Here is a 21,784-nt window from a genome sequence, read left to right as displayed (position 1 = left end):
GACAGCGGCCAGGGGCGGAAAAGTGATATACCGCCCGAAGAACAGAAGAAACCGTCTCAAAATGAAAAATACCGCCCCGGATGATCCGCTTTTTGTAAAATTATTGTAAATGCGAGGATTTTTAAGAAAAAACCTTGTATGCTTGGAGGGAAGGGAGAGAAGCCAATGAAAAAATCCATCCTGCATGCAAAGCTGGCGGCACTTGATAAGCGCCTCATTGTACCGAGAAAAGAAGTAAAGGAAGAGCTTGCCCGCTGTGAAGCTGGCTTTGAAGGAGAAAGAAAGCTGTTGTATTACTTATCTGAACTAGAAGGCACAGTCAGGGTTCTTCATGACATACGCCTCCCGTACTCCACAGGCTACACCCACTTTCAAATGGACACCGTCGTCATTACTCGACAGATGATTATTGTTATTGACGCGAAACATTTCAGCGGCCGCCTCATATTTGACCGTTCTACCAGACAGCTTATAAGAGGCAGCACGATGTATGATGACCCTATTACCCAGGTAATACGCCAGAAAAAAGGCCTTGAAGCCTGGCTTGGCCACCGGGTCCCCGTTATGGCCGCCGTCGCTCTTACCCATCCGAACGTGCGCATAGAAATTACTCCGCCAGATGCCCTTGATGCATCGCTCATCATGTATGCACAGGAAATCCCCGCTAAACTAGACGAATTCCACCGGGACAGACCCATCCTTTTATCCAGCCAGGAAGTCCACCAGCTTGCCAGCAAACTCCAGCACCACCACCGCCCGTATGATCCTGATATTATGAAAAAGTTCCATGTTCAGCCGGAGCACCTTCAAACCGGAATCCAATGCGAAGCCTGCCAGTGCTGGCGGGTCAAGCGGGTGCAGCGAAGATGGATATGCCTCGGCTGCAGCGCTCCTCTAAAAGCTCCGCATATTCCAGCCTTAAAAGAATACGTCAGACTATTTGGCACTGCGGCAGTAAATAAACAAATACGGGCATTTACCGGAATCGAGTCGGCATCCGTTGTGAAAAAATTATTGGGAAAGTGGGCAGTCCAAAAAGAAGGAGAAGCCAGGGGAAGAGTGTATCAGCTGCCGAAAGAATGGAAATGGGAGTAAGACAGGGCTGAATTTCGAGATGCAATAAAATTTAGATGGTTATGGGCGGAAAAATGAAATTTGGGGCGGTATTTCGATCGTTAGGGCCGGAAAAATAAAATACCGCCCCTGGCAGCCGGAAAACCGCCTTAAAATGAAAAAATACCGCCCCGGCGTCATGGAATTCGCGCCGTCCTTTTCACAAATATAAAAAAATCACAAATTCTTCTAAAAAAAACGTATATCTTAATCCTTCAATAATTTATAAAATGAAAAACAGGAAAGCGCTTTCAAATGAAGGAGGATTAACATGAAATTGGTCAAAAAAGCCGGTCTATTCCTTGACTCTTTTTTTGAAAAATTAACATTAGTATCACTCGTGGCTTTGATCCTCATTGTAACCACACAGGTTATGACCCGGAAGTTATTTAACTTTGTGTTTTTCTGGTCGGAGGAAGTCACGCTGCTGCTGCTCGCCTGGTTCGCTTTTATGTCTATTGCCATTGGATTTCGTGAGTATATTCATCTGGGGATTGATTCCTTCACGAATCTTCTTTCAAAAAAATTCAATAAAGTATGGGACAAAGTCATTATGATAAGCACGCTCGCTTTTGGGCTGTATCTCGTTATTCAAGGGTGGGAGTTTACGATTCTGATGATGGATTCCACACTGCCTGCCACAAAACTGCCGAGCAGCATTACGTACCTGGCCATGCCGATTACGGGAATAATGATTGCCGGCTATTCGGTGCTGCAATTAATAAACATCCGTACAACCCGGCACCAGGGCATAGAGGAGGAGCTGTAGGGTGGATACAAATACAGTCGGTACCATTATTCTGCTGGTTAGCTTTGTTGGCTTAATCCTGCTTCGTTTCCCGATTGCGCTGACTCTCGTTATTTCAGCGCTCATGACAGTCATCTATCTCGGAGTGCCAATGCCTGTAATCGGGCAGCAAATGGTTCAGGGAGTGAATTCATTTTCCCTGCTCGCGATTCCTTTCTTCATCTTAACAGGGCAAATTATGAGTGAAGGAGGGCTGGCGCTTCGAATTGTCCGGTTCGCCGGCTTAATGGTCGGCAGAATCCGCGGCGGACTGGCGATGGTAAACAGTGTGGCTGCCCTGTTTTTCGGAAACATTTCCGGGTCTGCCGTCGCTGACGTTTCATCCGTTGGGTCGGTTATGGTTCCAATGATGAAAAAAAATGGCTATGAAGCAGATTATGCGGTGGGAGTCACCATCGCCTCTGCCATTCAAGGCGTTGTTGTACCGCCGAGCCATAATCTCGTTCTTTATTCCCTGGCAGCCGGCGGCGTTTCCATTGCCAGCCTTTTTATGGCGGGAATTGTTCCGGGATTAATGATGCTCGCTGCCCTGATGGTGACAAGCTATCTGATTGCCAGAAAACGGGGATATGGAAAAGCCGAGCCTGTGCCGAAATCAGAAATCTCTGGGATTTTAATTCATGGACTTTTATCGTTGAGTCCGGCAGTGATCATTCTTGGCGGTATTTTAAGCGGCTGGTTTACCGCGACCGAGTCGGGAGCGCTGGCATGCCTTTATTCTTTTATTCTGGCTTTCTTCTTTTACAGAGAAGCGCCACTCTCAAGCATATGGAACATCCTGAAACGGACAATGAGAACCGTTTCGATGGTTTTTTTTCTAATCGCGGCTTCTGCTTCCTTCGGCTGGACGTTAGCGTATTTGCAAATTCCGGGAATGGTCACGGATTTGTTTCTGCAGATCTCGGACAATCCGCTCATCATTTTATTAATTATCAATATACTGCTGCTTCTCCTTGGCGCACCGATGGATATGGCACCTATGATTTTAATTATGACGCCAATTCTTTTGCCGGTTGTCACCAACTTCGGAATGGACCCGGTGCATTTCGGCATTATTCTCATTTTAAATGCCGGAATCGGTCTCCTGACCCCGCCGGTTGGAACCGTTTTGTTTGTCGGCTCTGCCATTGGAAAGGTTTCGATCCAGCAGGCAACAAAAGCCATGCTTCCGTTTTTCTATGCGTTAATTGTCGTTCTGTTAATCATCACGTATATTCCTGATGTGGTGATGTGGCTTCCAACGATGCTGGCAGATTAGTAGAAGAAAACACGAAAATGAAAAAGGGGGACATACACATGAAAGCAAAAGGATTTTTGGCTTCAGCTATTTTTATGAGCGCTATACTGGCGGGATGCGGGGGCAGTGCGGAGACGGAAACAGGTTCCGGTGAAGGGAAAAAGCCAAGCTATACCTTCCGGCTGGCCGATGTTCATCCTGCTGATTACCCGACGGTTGTCGGCGATGAAAAGTTTGCCGAGCTGGTTGAGGAAAGAACCGACGGACGTATCAAAATTGAAGTTTTTCCTTCCGGGCAGTTAGGGGATGAAAAAGCAGTCCTTGAGCAGGTGCAGCTCGGAGCGATTGAATTTACGCGAATCAGCGCCAGCCCGCTCGCTGAATTTAACGGAGATTTTTCCGTTTTTGGATTGCCTTATGTATTTGAAAGTGATGAGCATATGTGGAGCTTTCTTGAAAGTGAAAAAGCAACAGAACTGCTGGATGGCTTGAATCAGGCCAAAATGAAAGGGCTGGCCTATTACGATTCCGGCTCACGCAGCTTTTACTCATCAAAAGAATTAAAAAGCATGGATGACTTAAAAGGCCTGAAAATTCGTGTCCAGCAAAGTGAAATCAACATCGACTTTTTAAGCGCGCTCGGAGCAAATGCCACGCCGATGCCATATGGAGAAGTATTCAGTGCCCTGCAAACAGGAGTGATTGACGGAGCAGAAAACAATTTGCCGAGCTTTGACTCCGCGAACCATTATCAGGAAGCGCCCCATGTTCTTTTAGATCATCATCAGCGGACACCGGAAGTGCTATTGATGAGTGACACGATCTGGGGTAAATTGAATGAAGAAGATCAAAAAATTATTAAACAGGCAGCAATTGATTCAGTTGAAACACAAAAAGAAGAATGGGCGAAGTGGGAGGAACAATCTGAAAAGAAAATGAAGGAGGAAGGAGTTACCTTTACAGAAGTAGAAGATATTAAACCATTGCAGGATGCGGTAAAGCCGGTTGTGGAAAAATACTCAAAGGATTACCAGGATATTATGGATGCGATTGAAGAAGCACGCCCTTAAGTTTTTCATAGGATAACAGGAACTGCCTGGTATGCGGATGCGTGCCGGGTTCTGTTCTTTCTCATTCAACAAACAGGAACGGCTTCGGAAAGAGGGACCGCGATGGAGAAAAAACGAAGAAAATGGAGAGAGTTATTAGACCGCTTTGTTTTGCTGAGAGACCAGTCCTTTATGAGCAAGCTGTTTGTTTTTTCAAGCTTATTGGTCATTCTTCCTGTTCTCGCGGTTGGAATTATCTCTTACCAGCGTTCGGCTGCTGAAATCGAAAAAGAAGTCAGGCTCTCCAGCCTGCAGGTTATTGACCAGGCAGAGGCAAACATCGAATACTATTTGCAGGATTTTGAAATTACCAGCTTAAAAATCGCCAATTCTCCTGAAACCGCCAATTTTATTCAAGCAGACTACACAAACAGCGGAAACGAGGAGGCGCTTAAAAGTGAAGTCCGAGCTTTTTTAGAGCTTCAGGAATATTCAAGGCCCGATATTTCCAATATCACCATTATGACGAATTCGGGAAAGGTGATTGACACACTGGGCAGTCAAAACTACTATCCAGCTCTTAAGATGAAAGACGAATACTGGTACGAGTCTGTCCCGCAAAACGGGATGATCCGTCTGGTTAGCAGAACCCTAACAACAAGAGATAAACAGCAGCCGGTCATTTCTCTCGTGCGCAGGCTGTACAATTCCCGGACACTGCAGCCAGCAGGGATGCTTGTCATTGATATTAATTTCCGGCGTATTGAAGATATTGCCAATAAGGTCACAATCACCAGGAACGGTTCTTTTTCCATTTTAGATGCAGAAGGGCATTATGTTTATCACCCTGATTACTCCAGACTCGGCCAAAATGCGGATTCACTGCTGCTGTCAAAGCTGAAATTGAAGGAAAGTGACTCCATGGTGCTGGAGGGTGAAACAAAAGACTTTATTACGCATACTAATTCCCCGAGCTTGGGCTGGACGTTTCTCACCTCTGTTCAATATGATAATTTAACGATGGGAATCAGCCAGATCAGGAAAACCATTTTCCTTACAATCATCATTGCCCTCGGTATTGCGTATCTCGCCGGCTACGGATTTGCGGCTGCGCTCGTCCGTCCGATTAAACGGCTCCAGCATTTTATGAAAGAAGTCGAAGTGGGACGGCTCGATGGCCGGGTCGAGGTTGAATCGAAGGATGAAATCGGCCAGCTGACCATCGGCTTTAACAGAACTGTCGAAAAGCTGTCAGCCCTGCTGGACGAGGTGTATGTTTCAAAGCTGAACGAAGCCGAGCTTTCTTTAAAGCAAAAAGAAAGTGAATTAAAAATGCTGCAGGCTCAAATCAATCCTCATTTTCTGTACAATTCGCTTGAAACGATTCGAGGAATGGCCCTTGAGGGAAGCCAGGAAGACATTGCGGTCATGTCAAACTCACTCGGGAAGCTTCTCCGCTACAATTTGAAAAACAGCTCGCCAACAGTCAGCCTGCAGGAAGAAATTAAATTTTGCGAGATGTATTTGCAAATCCAAAAATTCCGTTTTGGCGACCGTTTTGAATACCAGCTTCACATCCCATACTGGGCAGAAAATGCACGGGTTGTGAAGTTTTCGCTTCAGCCGATTATCGAAAACTGCTTTGTTCACGCTTTCGGGCAGAGCACCGGAAAATTAATGATTTCTATCTCCGTGTTTCAGCTGGCTCCAGCCTCCTGCGTCATTCAAATCGCGGATAACGGCTCAGGAATCCAGGAGGAAATGTTAAACGAAATTGAACGGAAGCTGAAGGAAAAGAGCTGCAGCAGTGACGGAAAGCACATCGGCCTTGCGAATGTTCATCAGCGAATCAGCTGTTTATTCGGAGAAGCGTACAGCTTAAAGGTTCAAAGCCAGCCGGGATGCGGCACTCAAGTAATGATGCATCTGCCGATGGAAATGGAGAAAAGGGAGGCGAGCGGGTGAAGCGGATTTTGCTGGTGGACGATGAAAAATGGGTTCGGACAGCATTGAAATGGACCATTAACAAACTAGGGCTTCCTGTGCAGGTAGTCCAGGAATGCGGGAATGGATTGGAAGCGCTTAATTGGATCGGTCATAACGAAGCCGATCTTGTATTGACAGATATACGCATGCCGGTAATGGACGGTCTTTCGTTTGTAAAAGAGCTGGGGACATTTAAGGAAGCGCAGGACGTGGTTGTGATCAGCGTGCATGATGAATTTCAATTTGTCCAGCAGGCGCTTAGAAGCGGGGTGACCGATTATCTCCTTAAGCCCATTGAAGAAGAAGACCTGCGGGCAAGCCTCGAAAAGTGGCTGAAGAAACAGGCACCCGGTTCTTCTTCCAATTTGAAAGAGAAGGAAGCGGTCCCTTCTACCATTGAGCAGGTTTTGGATTATATTCGCAAAACGCCTTTAAGTGAAGTCACACTGCACAGCGCTGCTCAAGCAATTCATGTAAATTCAAGCTACCTCAGCCAGCTCTTCAAACAGCAGCTTAATAAAAAATTTATTGATTATTTAACAGAGCTGCGCATAGAGGAAGGCAAGCACCTGCTGCTGCATACAACGCTGAGAATGTCAGAGATTGCCGAACACATCGGCTACGCAGACGTTGCGTACTTCAGCAACAACTTCAAAAAAATAACCGGCTGTACCCCATCCGAATTTCGCAGATGCGCTCCGTTGCCTTAAGAACGGAGCGTTTTTATGCAGTTATGGCCGGAAAACTCAAATTTAGGGCGGCATTTTGATTCCCAGGGTCGGAAAAGTAAAATACCGCCCCAAGCAGCCAGGAAACCGCCCCAAAATAAAAAATACCGCCCCAAGCAGCCAGGAAACCGCCCCAAAATAAAAAATACCGCCCCGGAACAGCGGAAAACAATATCCAAATTGACTGAAATTGATATGATAAATAAAGTAAATGCTTTCAAAAGAGCAAGCTGAGTCAAAAAACAAACCAGATTGAGCATGGCGGGTTAATGTATTTGGCCCAAATCTTTCATACAATAAAAAGAAAACCGAGGTGGAAAGGATGAATGAATGGCTGTTTGCGAATTACCGGCTTCGCTCGATGGGCAGAGGAAAGCATTCCTTTGAACTCCACACCCACGCCCAGTATGAGATTTACTGCTTTCACAGCGGCGACTGCAAATACTTAATTCATAATACAATTTACGACCTGCAGCCGGGCGACATTATTATTATGGACGGCCTGACAGCGCACCGGGCCAATCCATCCCTGTTCACCCCTTACGAGCGCAGCATCGTTCATTTTTCCCCGCAGTGGATTGAACCGGTGCTTGAATCACTCGGCATGTCCGAATGGCTGGCGCCGTTTAAAGAAATGAACAACAGTCTGCTGCGGGGCGGCGAAGGACCGGAGAGGGAAGCGATCTACGGCGGTATCAAGCAAATTGTCCATCTGACGGCCGATCATCGGACAAGCAATGAAAGTGAAGTGGAAGCGGAACTGAAGCTGCTGGCGGCGTCCATTCTTTTACATGTATTCAAGCTGAGCAAAACAGCAAATGGGAAGCTCGTCATGCCAAAAAGTGAAAAGGATCTGCATGTAGAAAAAACAGCCGCTTATATTCAAACGCATTTCAAACAAAAAGTAACGCTGGATGATATTTCGGCGGCGCTTTCCATCAGCAAATTTTATTTATCACGCGTTTTTAAAGAAGTAACAGGCATAACCGTTATGGAGTATGTGATGGACTGCCGGCTGAACCAGGTGAAATATGAGCTGGAAATGAATCCGGAAAAGGTGTTAACCAATGTAGCGGTCGAAGCGGGTTTTGAAAGCCCGGCGCACTTCAGCCGTTTTTTTAAGAAAAAAGTGGGCATGACTCCGTCCGAATACCGGCGGCAAAAACAAAGCGGAAGGGAACGAAACGGATGAAGCAGGTGAAAATAGGAATAATCGGATTGGGAAATATGGGTTCAAGCCATGCCAAGGCACTGGCAGCCGGATTAATCGAGGGTGCCGTATTAACCGCAGTCTGCGACCCGGGACCTGAACGGCTCGAGTGGGCAAAAACGCAATTGGGCCCGGATGTGCAGGGGTTTTTATCAACAGATGAATTTTTTGACCGGGCGGATATAGACGGTGTATTGATTGTTACCCCGCATTTCAGCCATCCGGAGCTTGCGGTTCAGGCGTTTAACCGCGGCCTGCACGTGCTGTGCGAAAAACCGGCCGGTGTGTTTACAAAAAATGTCCGGGAAATGAATGAAGCAGCAGAGCGGAGCGGAAAGGTATTCAGCTTAATGCTGAACCAGCGCATGAATCCTCTTTATCAGAAGGTGCGGGACTTAATCCAAACCGGCGAACTCGGGGAAATCAAGCGCACCAACTGGACGATTACGAGCTGGTACCGGCCGCAAAGCTATTACGATTCAAAGGACTGGCGTGGTACCTGGGCGGGGGAAGGCGGCGGCGTGATGTTGAATCAGGCGCTGCACCAGGTTGATTTATGGGTATGGATGACCGGAATGATGCCGTCAGCGGTTCAGGCATTTTGCGGATTTGGCAGGCAGCGTGAAATTGAAGTAGAGGATGAAGTAACCGCTTACGTTGAATATAAAAATGGCGCGAACGGCTTGTTTACTGCATCAGTCGCGGAATTCCCCGGCACAAACCGGTTTGAAGTGGCCGGCGATCGGGGCAAAATCGTCGTGGAAAACAATGAGCTTTCATTTTGGCGCCTCCGCCAGCCGGAATCCGAATTTAACCGGGAATGCTCTGTTCCTTTTGGAAAGCCGGAAAGCTGGAAGGTCGAGGTGCCGGTCAATGGCCAATCAACAGAGCACCACGGCATTATGGCCAACTGGGCAGCTGCTGTTTTGGACGGAACACCGCTCGCCGCTCCCGGTGAAGAGGGCATCAGCAGCCTGATGATCATCAATGCCATATATCTGTCCGCATGGCTGGATAAGCGAATTGAGCTGCCGATTGATGAAGACCTGTATTATGAGAAGCTTCAGGAAAAAATAAAGAATTCTTCTTTTCAAAGGAGGCAGTTGTAAATGTCAACAAAAGACGGTATGAATTATGCGCCTAAAGGAAAAAGAAGCCAGGTCGTGGAAAAAGGAGAGTTTGTGATCGCGGCCATGGCTCTTGACCACGGCCATATTTACGGCATGTGCAACGGACTAACCGAAGCCGGCGCTGTCATCAAATGGGTGTATGATACTGACCCGGAGCGGGCAGCCAAATTTATCGAAGCCTTTCCGGAAGCGAAACTGGCTGACAGTGAAGAGCAGATTTTGACAGATCCCGAAGTAAAGCTCGTTGCAGCCGCCGCCATTCCAAATAAGCGCGGTCCCCTGGGCTGCCGTGTGATGGAAAGCGGCAAAGACTATTTTACTGACAAAACGCCGTTCACCACACTTGCCCAGCTTAAAGAAGCCCGCGAAACCGCTGTGCGCACCGGCCAAAAGTACATGGTGTATTTTTCCGAGCGTCTCCATGTGGAAAGCGCCATTTACGCCGGTGATTTAATCAAGCAGGGAGCCATCGGCCGGGTTCTGCAGGTATCCAACTTTGCCCCTCACTTATTAAATGCGCCGGCGCGGCCGGACTGGTTTTTTCAAAAAGAAAAATACGGCGGCATCCTGTGCGACATCGGGAGCCATCAAATTGAACAATATTTATATTTCTCGGGAAATACCGAAGCCGAGGTGGTCCGCAGCCAGGTCGCCAACTATACGGTTAAAGAATATCCTGAACTGGAGGATTTTGGCGACTGCATGATTGTGGGCGCAAACGGCGCCACCCAATACTTCCGTGTTGACTGGCTGACACCGGACGGCCTTGGCGTCTGGGGCGACGGGCGTACCTTTATTCTCGGCACCGAAGGCTATATTGAAATCCGCAAATACATCGATATTGCCCGCGATGAGAGAGGCGACCATGTCTACTGGTCCAACAAGGAAGGCACCTTCCATGAAAACGTGAAGGGGAAAGTGGGCTTTCCTTTCTTTGGAGAGCTTATTTTGGACTGCCTGAACCGGACCGAACAGGCCATGACCCAGGCACATGTATTCAAAACAGCCGAATTATGCCTGCTGGCTCAGGAAAAAGCCGTCCGGTTAGAGTAGTAGCGAATAAGCCGAAGAAGAAGCGCAATTTCACCGGAATTGCGCTTCTTTTTATAGGCGTATTCAGTCAATAAATCCATTGCCGATTTATTTTACTTGTAAAAAAACCATTGACTTATTTTGCAAACTCTACTTATAATTAATTTAATTTCAGGAATGTAAAACATAGTTTTATATTATAAAACAAATGTTTTCTGAGTTTATTGATCCTATAAGCTATTCTCTGGCTTTTATGTAAGCGCTTCTAACGGCGATTATATAAAGATTGGATCAATGCTATCAAAGAAAATAAAAACTTCGTTTTATAATATAAAACAAAGTGGAGTGAAAAGCATCAGTGGGTACCCTTGAAATACAGATTTCACACATTATTGTTGAGAAAGCAGAAAAAATCCGAATTTAAAAATTTTTTCGCCCCCGGAGCCGCTTTTAATTTAAAACAGAAAGGAAAATAGTAATGGCACCCTTATATCCATTAATTGATAATCACGTCAATCCATATCGGGACAATGTTCAGGGAAAAGCCAATGAGCCGATTACAGTGGCCGGGCTGCTTGACCGGTCAAAACAGGTGCTTGGTTCTACGTATGAAGGCGGAAAGCCGGACTGGACACTTGAAGAAATTTATATGCGTCTGGAAAAAAACGCACCGCGTATTGCCATTATCGGAGGTTCTTCCGATCATCCGGCCCACATTATGGATTACCAGACATCTGCACGGGCAGCAATCCGCATCTGGCAGAACGGCGGCGTTCCTTTTTATTTTTCAACGCCGGTAATGTGTGATGGAACCGCTCAAAGCAATCAAGGGATGAGCTACTCTCTTCAAAGCAGGAACGCGGTTGCCCAGATGGTTGTGAATCAGCTTGAAGCCCACAGCTATCATGGCGCGTTTGTTATCCAGGGATGCGACAAGCAGCCTCTTGGAGTGGTGAGTGCGCTGGCCCATGTTGACCGTGTCCGCCGTGAACGCGGGGAAGCCCCATTTTTCGCTACCTTTGCGCCGGCTCATGTGTTAGAAGGAGGCTCTATTCCGGATGATGTAATAACAGAGCTTGAAGATTTAGCGAAAAAAGCGGAGACAGAGGGAGCGGCGGATGTTGCACTCGATTTGCGCGATACAATGGCCTATATTCTGCAATGCTCATCCAATACTGCTTTTCAGGGTGTGTTCGAGCGGGCTCATGAACGAGGCATTTTAACGAAGGAGCAGCATAAATACTTTGAAATGCGGCTGGCAGTGGCGACATGCGACGGGCAGGGAGGGGTGTGTGCCTTTAATGGAACAGGCAACAGCTCAAGGCATCTGGTAGCCGGCATGGGTCTTGTTCACCCGGCGGTGGAGTTGTTAACCGATCCGCCAACGCAGCGCCAGATCAACTCGGTGCTCGACAGCTTTGCTTACATGATAAATAAAGAAGAATACGGCGCAGCCAATATAGTTGGTGCCAACATTAAAAATGCGATCCGCATTCACAGCGCATCCGGCGGTTCAACCAATTTAATGATGCACATGGTCGCAGGTATGCTGTATGCAGGCTATAAGTTCAATCTCTGGGATTTAAACCGGATTCACCACGATCACCCGGTGCCGGACTTGTTCGATTACAGCCTGACGGAAGGACGGGACATTTATTCACTCGCCATGCAGTGCTGCAGCGGGACAAGCCGGGGAATGGAAACGCTGTTTTATGAACTGCTTGAACATGGTGTGCCGATGGATCAGGATGCACCGACTGTCGCCGCCAAAACATGGCGGGAGCGGCTGATGATTACCCGCAGCCTGCAGGCGGCAAATGTAAAAGAAAATCCGGTTATTTTAAGTGCGCCGCGCCGCAGCTTCAGTGGAGTGGACGTATTAAAAGGCAACTTTTTTGAAAGCGCGGTTGTGAAAATCAGCGGCATGCCGACGCCCCAGCTCGACTTGTTTGATGATAAGCTCGCCTTTGTGCTCTATTATGAAAACGAGGATGATGCGAATAAAAGCCTGCTTGATTCAGAGCTTTTATCCACCATCCGCGATCAACAGCTATTTGCTCATGACCTGCTGATTGCTTCCTTGAAGTACAACAGCAAAGAGAACTGGCAACAGCATCAGGACAGGCCATACAACGAGCTGTTTGACTATATGGCGGCGGAAGGGATTTTAAAAATCGGTGTCATCATTGCCGGGCAGGGGCCAGTGGCCTTTGGAATGCCGGAAATGTTTACACCGATGCAGCATATCAACGCAAACCGTGTTATGAAAAAGCTGGCCACAATCATCAGTGACGGCCGTTATTCAGGTGTAACGTATGGAGCAGCGATTGGCCATATGACACCGGAAGCCTATGAAGGCGGCGGAATCGGTCTTTTGCGGACAGGTGATGTGATTCATCTGCAGCTCCGGGCAAAACGCATTGATTTTGTTCAGGCGGACAAGCTCCGGGCGGGTGAAGTTGTTCATTCATTTGAAGAAGAAGTAAGGCAGGAGCGAATGAGCTTGGCGGCAGAAAGAAAGCAGCGGATGAAAATCCGTCAGAAAATGGTGGCGGCGAGCAACCGGATGTTTGGCCACACCGACGCCGCAAATGGAGTAGTGCCCATTGCCATAGTCGAAGACGCAATACTTGATTATGAGAAGGATATTATACTGTCTAATAAAAATATCCCGGTGCAATAATTGTGTGCGGGCTCGTCAAAAATTCGGTAAACTAAAGCAAATGACAACGGGAGTGAACAGCATGCCAATTATCCAATCAGTGGAACGAGCATTGAAAATACTGGATTTATTTGACGAGCGTGACCGCGAGTTAACAATTACAGAGATAAGCAAACGAATGAATCTGCATAAAAGCACGGTCCATTCATTGCTGAAAACACTGCAGGTGCAGCGTTATATTAAACAGGATGCAGATACAGGAAAATATTCATTGGGGCTAAAACTTTTTGAAAGAGGCAGTATGGCAGCGGGTCATCTGGACTTGCGAAATGTTGCCAGAAAGCATCTTGAAAAGCTTTCCTCAACAACAAACCTGACCCTTCATTTAGTTATACTCGATGGGCAGGAAGGCGTTTATATTGATAAGGTAGAAGGCAGCGGCGTAACGGTTGTGTATTCCAGAGTCGGCCGGAGAGTGCCGCTTCATACAAGTGCTGTAGGAAAATCACTGGTGGCCACAAAGTCAGATGAAGAACTGAACAGGCTGCTTGAAGGCTACCAGTATACCAGGCCGACAGAAAAATCGATCCGGTCGAAAGAAGAGTTTCTGGCTGTCATTGAGCAGGTCAGAATCAACGGCTACTCTGTAGACAATGAAGAGAATGAGCCGGGAATTTTCTGTATGGCCGTTCCGATTAAAGATTACTCGGGAAAAGCCATTGCCGCCATCTCCATGTCCATGCCGTCTTCGAAAATGAACGAAGAAACACTGCAGAAATATACAGAAATGCTGAAAGAATGCACAGCAAAAATTTCGCAGGAGCTTGGCTATGAATACCAAAAAGTATAAATGATGCCCCGCATCAACCGGGAGGACATGACAATGAGAATTATTCGATACATAAACGGAACCGACAAGCAGCTGGCTGCGGTCACCAAAGAAAACCGGGCGGTAGATTTGCCATATGCGGATTTTATATCGCTCGTGGCTGCCGCACGTTCAAATAACAGAACAGTGTTTGATATTGTCGAACAAGAAGCGTCGAAAACAGCAGGCAAGCCGATTGATTCGCTCATGCTGACAACACCAATTGATGCGCCGGAAGTGTGGGCAGCGGGTGTTACGTACAAAAAAAGCAAGGAAGCACGGAATTACGAAGCCACTCAAGGCAAGCTTGACCGCGAAACATTTTATGACAAAGTATATGACGCAGAGCGGCCGGAAATCTTTTTTAAATCAACGGCTGCCCGGACAGTCGGGCCGAATGATCCGGTTTACCTGCGCTCTGATTCAAACTGGCAAATACCGGAGCCGGAGCTTGGCCTTGTGATTGACAGAGAAGGAGAGGTGCTCGGCTACACAATTGGCAACGACATGAGCTGCCGGGATATTGAGGGGGAAAATCCGCTTTATCTTCCGCAGGCAAAGGTATGGAAAAATTCCTGCTCAATCGGACCGGCTGTTTTGTTAAAAGAAGCCGTGGCAGATCCATATGAACTGCAGATTATCTGCCGCATTTACCGCAATAATCAAAAAGTATTTGAAGGCTCGGCACATGTGAATCAGCTTAAGCGGACACTCGATGAGCTTGTTCATTATTTAGTGCGCGATAATCAAATTTTTGACGGCACCGTTCTTTTAACCGGCACATGCATTGTACCGCCAAACGAATTTACCCTGCAGGATCAGGACCGGATTGAAATTGAAATTCCGGGAATCGGCATTTTAAACAACCCGGTGAAGCAAAGTGAAACAGCGGTTCAAGTAAATTAAAAAGAAGCCAGCCAATCCACTTTAGCTGCAAATTTGCAGTCAAGCCATCTCAAATTAATAAAAAAGGAGATTTTACAATGACAGCAACAGCATTTGAAATCAAAACCTACCAGAACTTTATTAATAACGAATGGGCAGCAGGCTCTTCGAGTGAAACGATTGAAAGTATAAATCCGGCAACAAAAGAAGTGGTCGGCCTCGTCCAGAAATCGACAGAAGAAGACTTGAATAAAGCGGTAGAAGCAGCACACAATGCGAAAAAGAAATGGCGCCGGATCGGGCAGGCAGCGCGCGGGCAGTTTTTATTTAAAGCCGCCAATATTCTGGAGGAAAACCTCGACCATATCGCGGAAACAATGACGCGTGAAATGGGCAAAACCCTTCCGGAAGCAAAAGGAGAAACAGCGCGCGGCGTGGCGATTCTGCGCTATTATGCAGGCGAAGGAATGCGCAGGGAAGGCGATGTGATTCCGTCCTCCGATAAAGATGCGCTTATGTTTACAAAACGTGCGCCGCTTGGCGTGGTAGGAGTTATTACACCGTGGAACTTCCCGGTGGCGATTCCGATCTGGAAAATCGCTCCGGCTCTCGTTTACGGAAATACGGTCGTATTAAAGCCGGCAACAGAAGGGGCTGTTACGGCGGCAAAGGTCATCGAGTGCTTTGCAGAAGCGGGTTTTCCTGAAGGGGTGCTGAACTTCGTTACCGGCTCCGGCTCGGTGATCGGCCAGGGCTTGATTGACCATCCTCTGTTGAACGCGATCACGTTTACCGGATCAGAAGGAGTCGGGCAGGAAGTCGCAAAATCAGCAGCCGCGCGGGGCATTAAATTCCAGCTTGAAATGGGCGGCAAAAACCCGGTTATCGTGACAAAGGATGCGGACATTGACCAGGCAGTCGAAGCGGTTATCAGCGGCGGCTTCCGATCTTCTGGCCAAAAGTGCACAGCATCAAGCCGCGTTATTGTGGAAGATCCAGTATACGGGGAATTTAAAGAAAAGCTTGTGGCAGCCGCCCGTAATATTACCGTCGGAAACGGGCTGCAGGAAGGGATTTGGATGGGGCCGTGTGCCAGTGAAAGCCAGTTTAACACCGTAACAAAATACATTGAACAAGGCCGGCAGGAAGGCGCCGAATTAATTCACGGAGGCGAAGTGCTTACGGGCGGAGACTATGACAACGGCTTTTACGTAACACCGGCCATTTTTGAAAATGTCACACCGGATATGGCCATCGCACAGGAAGAAATTTTCGGGCCGGTTGTTGCGCTTATTAAAGCTGCTGACCTTGAAGAAGCGATCCGTATTGCCAACGATACAAAATACGGCCTGAGCGCATCCATCTTTACTTCCAATATCAGCTCGCTGCTTGAATTTGTGGATGAGATTGAAGCAGGGCTTGTCCGGATTAACGCGGAAAGCGCGGGGGTAGAGCTGCAGGCTCCGTTTGGCGGCATGAAAGCCTCAAGCACCGGGTCACGTGAACAGGGTGAAGCGGCCAAGGAATTCTTTACTGCGATTAAAACCGTATTTATTAAAGGCTGATCAATCACTTTCACGGCAGAACGGCAACGGGAAAGGAGGAAGCAGCATGAGCTTTCGCGGAGTAATCCCGCCGGTTGTTACACTGTTTGACGAAGCGGGAAACCTGGACTTGGCATTAAACAAGCGGTATATAGATGAGCTTCTTTCACGCAGGGTGGACGGACTTCTGCTGATGGGAAGCTCCGGAGAATTTTCCTCTCTTACAGTTGAAGAGAGAAAGCTGTATGTGCGCGAGATGATCAAGCATATTAACGGCCGTGTGCCGGTAATGGTTGGAGTCGGGCATTCGGCGTTAAAAGAAGTGATTGAACTCACCCATTACGCCGGGGAGCATGGAGCAGATGGAGTTCTGGCCGTCAGTCCCTATTACTGGGAGCTTTCGGAGGAGCAGCTGTACCGGTTTTATTCCATTCTGGCCTCTGAAACGAGCCTGCCGGTGTTTCTATACAATATCCCAATGCTGACCGGACAAACGCTGTCGGTCGAGCTGATTCAAAAGCTTGCAGAGAATCACCCGAATATTGCCGGTGTTAAGGAGACAATCGGTGATTTCGGCCATATTCGGCAGGTTATCGCTTCTGTTAAAAAGGTTCGTCCTGACTTTCTGGTTTTCTCTGCTTTTGATGATCATCTGCTTCCGGCTCAAATGATCGGAGCAGACGGCAGTATTAATGGAACCGCTGTTTTTATCCCGGAGGTTTCCGTGGCGCTGTTCAACGCGTACCAGCGGGGAGAGCTGCATGAAGCAGAGCTGCAGCACCGGCGGCTGTCGAAATTAATGGACATTTATTCATTCGGACCGGCATTTTTCACGGCGATGAAAGAAGCGGTTCACCAGCGCTGGCTTTCTGAGCCCGCCGGCCATCGTGCCCCTTTTGATGTTTATCTGGCTGATTTATCAGAAAAAGTAGCCGGCCTCCTGCAAACGATAAGCGAGAAGGAAGGTGTTGAATGATGAAGGAAACACGCAAGTTTTTAGAAAAACTGGGCTATCCTTCAGCGGATCCCGGCGAGCTGCCGTCATCTGAGAAACGGTTTCCGGATGGAGCGCAGTACCGGATTGAGCTTCCGAGTGTAGAAGGCCCGGAAGCGTTAAAAGCGACACTGGCGGAAATAGACCGGCTTGGCCTCACGGTTCACCGCATTTCGCAGGGAAGCGGCATTATGCTGCAGACGGATGAAGAAATCAAGGAAATGTGCGAGCTCACCGCAGAACGCGGAATGGAATTAAGCTTGTTTGTCGGTCCGCGCGGCACATGGGACATCAGTGCGGGTCCGCTCACCGCTGCCGGCAAATCGCAGGCGCTCCGCCACGAAGGCGCCGACCAGCTTGTCTACGCCATGGAAGATTTAAAACGGGGAGCGGCACTCGGTCTTCGGGGAGCTCTTGTGGCAGACGAAGGGCTGCTGCTGCTCACCAGGGAAATGAAAAAACAGGGACAGCTGCCGGAGGATTTTGTGGTCAAAGTATCGGTACAGATGGGAGCGGCCAATCCTGTATCTGTCAGGCTGATGCAGGATATCGGGGCAGATACATATAACGTGCCGACCGGCCTGACGCTCTCGAAGCTCGCAGCAATCCGCCAGGCGATTGATATTCCGATTGACCTGTATGTGGAAGTGCCGGACAACTTTGGCGGTTTTCTCCGCTACTACGAAATTCCAGAAATCATCCGGGTGCTCGCGCCGGTTTACATTAAATTCGGGCTCCGCAACCATCCGGATGTGTATCCGTCAGGAAAACAGTGGGAAAGCACAAATATTTCCCTGACACAGGAGCGTGTGCGCCGTGCTTCCATCGGCATTGGAATGATTGAACGGTACTGCCCGGAGGCCAAAACGTCAGAACCGGGTGCACCGGGGCTTGGCATTGCAAAAATTACCAAGGGGGCGCCTGTCGAGTAAAGAAAAGGCAAGCTCTGTCTCCAGGCTCGGCGCATTTCCCGGAATTTATGGCGCAATAACATATGAGGATGGCGCAATTTACCTGAAATTGCGCCATCCCGGCTGCTAATTGCGCCGAATTTTTCCCAGATCGCGCCGCAAGCCAGTTTTTTTCAAAAAAAGCAGGGATTTTGAAAAAAATGTGTAATAGTAACTGGGGAAGCTGAAGGGAGTGTAATAGTGAAAAAGTCATTATGGCATCAAAAAGTAGAAGTGCTCTATGAAAGAATGAGCCCGGCTGATCCGCAATACAACCGGGTAAGAGAAGAGCTGCAAAGATGCGTTGCCGGACTGGAAGGTGAAAAACGAGTTTATTATTTTTTGTCTGAACTGAACGAATCATTCCGTATTCTCCATGATATCCGCCTGCCATCCCCGAATGGCGTAACCCACTTTCAAATAGACACCATTGTTATCTGCCCATCCATCATTTTTATCTTCGAAATCAAACATATTTCCGGCCACCTCACCTTTAACCGCCAGACGAATCAATTGACAAGAGGGAATCAGGTTTTTGGAGACCCGATTGCGCAGGTGCAGCGGCAGGAGCGTTTTCTTCTGCCGTGGCTCCCAAAGCCAATCCCCGTTTTGCCGCTGGTTGTGATCAGCCATCCGCGGGCAAAGGTGGACTTTGTTCCGGAGGATTCACCGGATCGTGCATTTCTTTCGTATCCGGCAGAATTGGGAGCAAGAATGGATGAAAAACTCAACGGCCGGCTGCCCGTTTTATCAATGAAGGAAGTACATGAACTGGCGAACCGGCTACAAGCGAATCACCGGCCGTACGACCCCGGCCTGTTAACGGTTTTTGGAGTAGAAAAGGATCGGATTTTAAAAGGAATCCGCTGCCCGGCCTGCCGGACTCTTACAGTAAAAAAAGTGGCCAAACGCTGGACCTGTTTAACGTGCCGTCAGTCATTTAAAACCGCTCATATAAAAGCGCTGCACGAATACATTTTATTATTTGGACCCAAAATCACCAATAGGGAGCTGAGGGACTTTTTGGGTATCGAATCAAGATCGGTCAGCGAAAAGCTGCTGAAGAAGTGGAGGGAAAGCTCGGAAGGAACGACGAGAGATTATACCCACATAATAAAAAATCCTATCGAGTAACCAGGCTATGGCACGTTTTCCGGCCGAAACGGCGCAATAGCGTATGAAGATGGCGCGATTGGACTGAAATTGCGCCGTCCCGAATCCTAAACGCGCCGTTTTTCTCCCAAATCACGCCAAAAAAACAGCAAAAAAGCTCCCCTATCAAAGGGAAGCTTTGTAAATAGCCTCGTATTTTTCCGCCGCCGCGGTATGCGAGTACTCGTCTTCAATTTTTTTGCGGGCCGCCGCCGCGTATTCTGCGCCTTTTTCTGGATGATTAAGCAAATCCAGCATGGCTGCGCTCAGTTCTTCTACATTCTTTTCTTCCACAAGAAGGCCGTCCACACCGTGGTCGACGATTTCTTTTAAGCCGCCGACGGCACAGGCGATGAGCGGTGAACCGGAGCCCATTGCTTCAAGAGCCGAAATGGAGGTCGCTTCCTCCACGCCTTCTGAATACACACTTGGCACAAGCACCACATCCGCCAGAGCATAATATTCCTTAATCGCATCGTGGGGAATCGCGCCAAGCAGTTCAACACTGGCTTCAATTTTGCGCTCTGCCATCAGGCGTTTCATTTCATCCATCGCTTCACCGGTTCCGGCATAAATCAGCTTTGCGTTCGGGTACTTTTCCAGCACAGCCGGAAGAGACAGAATCGGGTAAATCACGCCGTTTTTCTTTGTCAGGCGGCGCGGCACAAAAAAGACCGGCGCATCGGCTGGAACGCCGTGCTTCTCGCGGTAAGCCGCTTTGTTTTCGGCATCCGGCTTAAAGTCATCCACATTGATAAAGTTGCGGATAGCCGTTCCTTCAATGCCGGCTTCTTTTTTAACATAATTTTTAATGCGGGTATCGACCGTAATAATCGCGCGTGTTTTCCGGTACGCTTCAATTTCCTGCTGAAGCAGAAACGCTTCTTCCTTGCTGCCCTTTAAAATGTTGCCGGCAGACAGCGCTTCGTACGTTAAATAGCCGTGGACGGTCGACACAACCGGAAGGCCGGCATCAAGTGCCGCAAATGTCGCGTATACTTCCTGCGCGTTCACAATATCGTAGTTTTTGGATTTTTGCGCTTCCATCAGCTTTTGCAGCATTTTTTTGCGCTGCTGCAGGCCGTAGACAAAGCCGGAGCCTTTTGTCACCTTGTTCATCAAAAAGCCGGGGCCGCGGACGACCGCTTTCTGCTGGAACTCTGGGATATCGGTAAACGATAAAATATCCACTTCATGCCCGCGCGCTTCAAGGCCCGCTTTCAGTGTCGCCATATGAACGGATAATCCGCCTGTATGCGGAAAGTGATAGACGGTTGCCAGTAAAATCTTCATTAGTTCATCTCCTGCCCAAACCGCTTTTTCAGCAATTCGATATTTTCAAGCGCGTCGCGGCGCATCACAGCCGCATTTTCAGTGACCACTTCATGCAGCTGGTCCCGGTTCTGCAATACATAGCGTGTGTTTTCCACCAGCTTGTCGCGGTTTAATTCCTCGAGCCGGAACGAATAGTCCCACATGCCGCTGCGCTTTAATAAGCTTTCTACCTTTTTATCATAACTGATGCCGATATGCGGCACGCCGGATAAAGCCGAGAAAATAAGCGAGTGAAGGCGCAGGCCGACTGTCACATCGCAGGCAGAAATAAAATTCAAGTACTGGTTCGGCGTAAAATTGCCGCCAAGCAAATGGCACGAATCGGCATTTTGCATTTTGGCCAGCACGCGCTTGGATGCATCCACATCATGATGCCCTTCCATCGGCACAAATACCGGTGTAATGCCTTCGAGTTCAATCAATTCATCCAGTGCGGACGCCAGCTTGTCCTCGTAGTCATTATGTTCAAACCACGGACGGACCGATACCGCCACAAGCCGTTCGCTGCCCATTAACGGCAGGCTTTTCATGCACGCATCATCCGGCTTTTGCTGGAACGCGAATACGATGTCCGCGGTGACGACTGTTTCGGGCTTCGTGACACGGAGGCTTTCCAGATAATCTTTTGAATACTGGTCGCGAACCGTAATAAAATCTGCTTTGTTCGCAAACCGGCGCATTAAAAATTTGCCCCAGCCGGACGTAACCGGACCGATGCCCTGTGAAAAAAACATAACCTTTGCGCCGCACGCTTTGGCCAGCATGGCAATAATTAAATAATAAGGAAGCGGGCCAAATAAAAATTTGGTCGGGTACGTGTCCTGAAGCAGGCCGCCGCCCCCTGAGATAAGCACATCCGCCTGGCGGAGCGCCTGGATTTTTTCTTTGTTTTCACGCCGCCATGCGCGGTACACTGTTTTTACATTGTGTTCTTTCGCTGTTTGTTCTGGCGACAGCGAGAACACCGTTATATCAATATTCGGAACTTCTGACCGTAAGTTATCGACAATGGATTCGAGGATGGCTTCATCCCCGGTGTTGCCGAGCCCGTAAAAACCGGAAATCACTACTTTCAAGCGGGTATTCCTCCTAGTTTGTTCT

19 protein-coding genes are annotated in these 21,784 nt (G+C 48.3%); 17 read left to right on the top strand and 2 right to left on the bottom strand.

Features of this window, described 5'->3' with window-relative positions:
- Positions 1-165: 165 nt before the first annotated feature.
- From VP98_RS06750 to VP98_RS06670, 17 genes are all read left to right on the top strand, one after another.
- The gene (locus VP98_RS06750) at positions 166-1,095 is read left to right on the top strand and encodes a nuclease-related domain-containing protein (protein WP_046174561.1); all 930 of its coding nucleotides are present in this window, start codon (positions 166-168) and stop codon (positions 1,093-1,095) included.
- A gap of 289 nt (positions 1,096-1,384) precedes the next feature.
- The gene (locus VP98_RS06745; RefSeq protein ID WP_046174560.1) at positions 1,385-1,882 is read left to right on the top strand and encodes a TRAP transporter small permease; all 498 of its coding nucleotides are present in this window, start codon (positions 1,385-1,387) and stop codon (positions 1,880-1,882) included.
- Position 1,883: 1 nt separating this feature from the next.
- The gene (locus VP98_RS06740) at positions 1,884-3,179 is read left to right on the top strand and encodes a TRAP transporter large permease (protein WP_046174559.1); all 1,296 of its coding nucleotides are present in this window, start codon (positions 1,884-1,886) and stop codon (positions 3,177-3,179) included.
- Between the two features lie 38 nt (positions 3,180-3,217).
- Positions 3,218-4,228, top strand: coding sequence for a TRAP transporter substrate-binding protein (locus VP98_RS06735; protein WP_046174558.1), 1,011 nt, complete (start codon positions 3,218-3,220; stop codon positions 4,226-4,228).
- Positions 4,229-4,330: 102 nt separating this feature from the next.
- Positions 4,331-6,172: a cache domain-containing sensor histidine kinase gene (locus VP98_RS06730; RefSeq protein WP_046174557.1), complete on the top strand. Its 1,842-nt coding sequence runs from the start codon at positions 4,331-4,333 to the stop codon at positions 6,170-6,172.
- Positions 6,169-6,903, top strand: coding sequence for a response regulator transcription factor (locus VP98_RS06725; protein ID WP_046174556.1), 735 nt, complete (start codon positions 6,169-6,171; stop codon positions 6,901-6,903). Before VP98_RS06730 ends, VP98_RS06725 begins: the two co-directional genes overlap by 4 nt.
- 15 nt (positions 6,904-6,918) lie before the next feature.
- On the top strand, positions 6,919-7,155 hold the full coding sequence (locus tag VP98_RS06720) for a hypothetical protein (protein WP_046174555.1): 237 nt from the start codon (positions 6,919-6,921) through the stop codon (positions 7,153-7,155).
- An 88-nt stretch (positions 7,156-7,243) separates the two neighbouring features.
- Positions 7,244-8,113: an AraC family transcriptional regulator gene (locus VP98_RS06715; RefSeq protein ID WP_046174554.1), complete on the top strand. Its 870-nt coding sequence runs from the start codon at positions 7,244-7,246 to the stop codon at positions 8,111-8,113.
- Complete coding sequence (locus tag VP98_RS06710) at positions 8,110-9,240, top strand: Gfo/Idh/MocA family protein (protein ID WP_046174553.1); 1,131 nt, start codon at positions 8,110-8,112, stop codon at positions 9,238-9,240. Before VP98_RS06715 ends, VP98_RS06710 begins: the two co-directional genes overlap by 4 nt.
- Entirely contained in the window at positions 9,241-10,314 is a 1,074-nt protein-coding gene (locus VP98_RS06705; RefSeq protein WP_046174552.1) for a Gfo/Idh/MocA family protein, read from the top strand.
- 457 nt (positions 10,315-10,771) lie between these two features.
- Positions 10,772-12,976 carry a dihydroxy-acid dehydratase domain-containing protein gene (locus VP98_RS06700; RefSeq protein WP_046174551.1) on the top strand — a complete coding sequence of 735 codons (2,205 nt, stop codon included), beginning with the start codon at positions 10,772-10,774 and terminating at the stop codon, positions 12,974-12,976.
- A 61-nt stretch (positions 12,977-13,037) separates the two neighbouring features.
- Positions 13,038-13,805, top strand: coding sequence for an IclR family transcriptional regulator (locus tag VP98_RS06695; protein WP_046174550.1), 768 nt, complete (start codon positions 13,038-13,040; stop codon positions 13,803-13,805).
- 33 nt (positions 13,806-13,838) lie between these two features.
- A complete protein-coding gene (locus VP98_RS06690) occupies positions 13,839-14,729 on the top strand; it encodes a fumarylacetoacetate hydrolase family protein (protein ID WP_046174549.1) in 891 nt (296 codons plus the stop codon).
- A 77-nt stretch (positions 14,730-14,806) separates the two neighbouring features.
- Positions 14,807-16,273, top strand: coding sequence for an alpha-ketoglutaric semialdehyde dehydrogenase GucD (gene gucD / locus VP98_RS06685; RefSeq protein ID WP_046174548.1), 1,467 nt, complete (start codon positions 14,807-14,809; stop codon positions 16,271-16,273).
- A 46-nt stretch (positions 16,274-16,319) separates the two neighbouring features.
- Complete coding sequence (locus VP98_RS06680; protein ID WP_046174547.1) at positions 16,320-17,228, top strand: dihydrodipicolinate synthase family protein; 909 nt, start codon at positions 16,320-16,322, stop codon at positions 17,226-17,228.
- Positions 17,228-18,178 carry a U32 family peptidase gene (locus VP98_RS06675; RefSeq protein ID WP_046174697.1) on the top strand — a complete coding sequence of 317 codons (951 nt, stop codon included), beginning with the start codon at positions 17,228-17,230 and terminating at the stop codon, positions 18,176-18,178. Before VP98_RS06680 ends, VP98_RS06675 begins: the two co-directional genes overlap by 1 nt.
- A gap of 219 nt (positions 18,179-18,397) precedes the next feature.
- Positions 18,398-19,330, top strand: coding sequence for a nuclease-related domain-containing protein (locus tag VP98_RS06670; protein ID WP_046174546.1), 933 nt, complete (start codon positions 18,398-18,400; stop codon positions 19,328-19,330).
- Positions 19,331-19,474: 144 nt separating this feature from the next.
- Here the strand turns inward: VP98_RS06670 and VP98_RS06665 are convergent, their stop codons facing one another.
- Together VP98_RS06665 and csaB are read right to left on the bottom strand one after the other, a co-directional pair.
- On the bottom strand, positions 19,475-20,641 hold the full coding sequence (locus VP98_RS06665) for a glycosyltransferase family 4 protein (protein ID WP_046174545.1): 1,167 nt from the start codon (positions 20,639-20,641) through the stop codon (positions 19,475-19,477).
- Complete coding sequence (csaB, locus tag VP98_RS06660) at positions 20,641-21,759, bottom strand: polysaccharide pyruvyl transferase CsaB (protein WP_046174544.1); 1,119 nt, start codon at positions 21,757-21,759, stop codon at positions 20,641-20,643. The genes VP98_RS06665 and csaB overlap by 1 nt, the downstream gene beginning before the upstream one ends.
- Positions 21,760-21,784: the final 25 nt, after the last annotated feature.

The sequence above is a fragment of the Domibacillus indicus genome (genome assembly GCF_000970685.1).
Taxonomy (GTDB): Bacteria; Bacillota; Bacilli; order Bacillales; family Domibacillaceae; genus Domibacillus; species Domibacillus indicus.
Note: the sequence above shows the minus strand (reverse complement) of the source record. Positions and strands in the feature narration are given on the sequence as shown.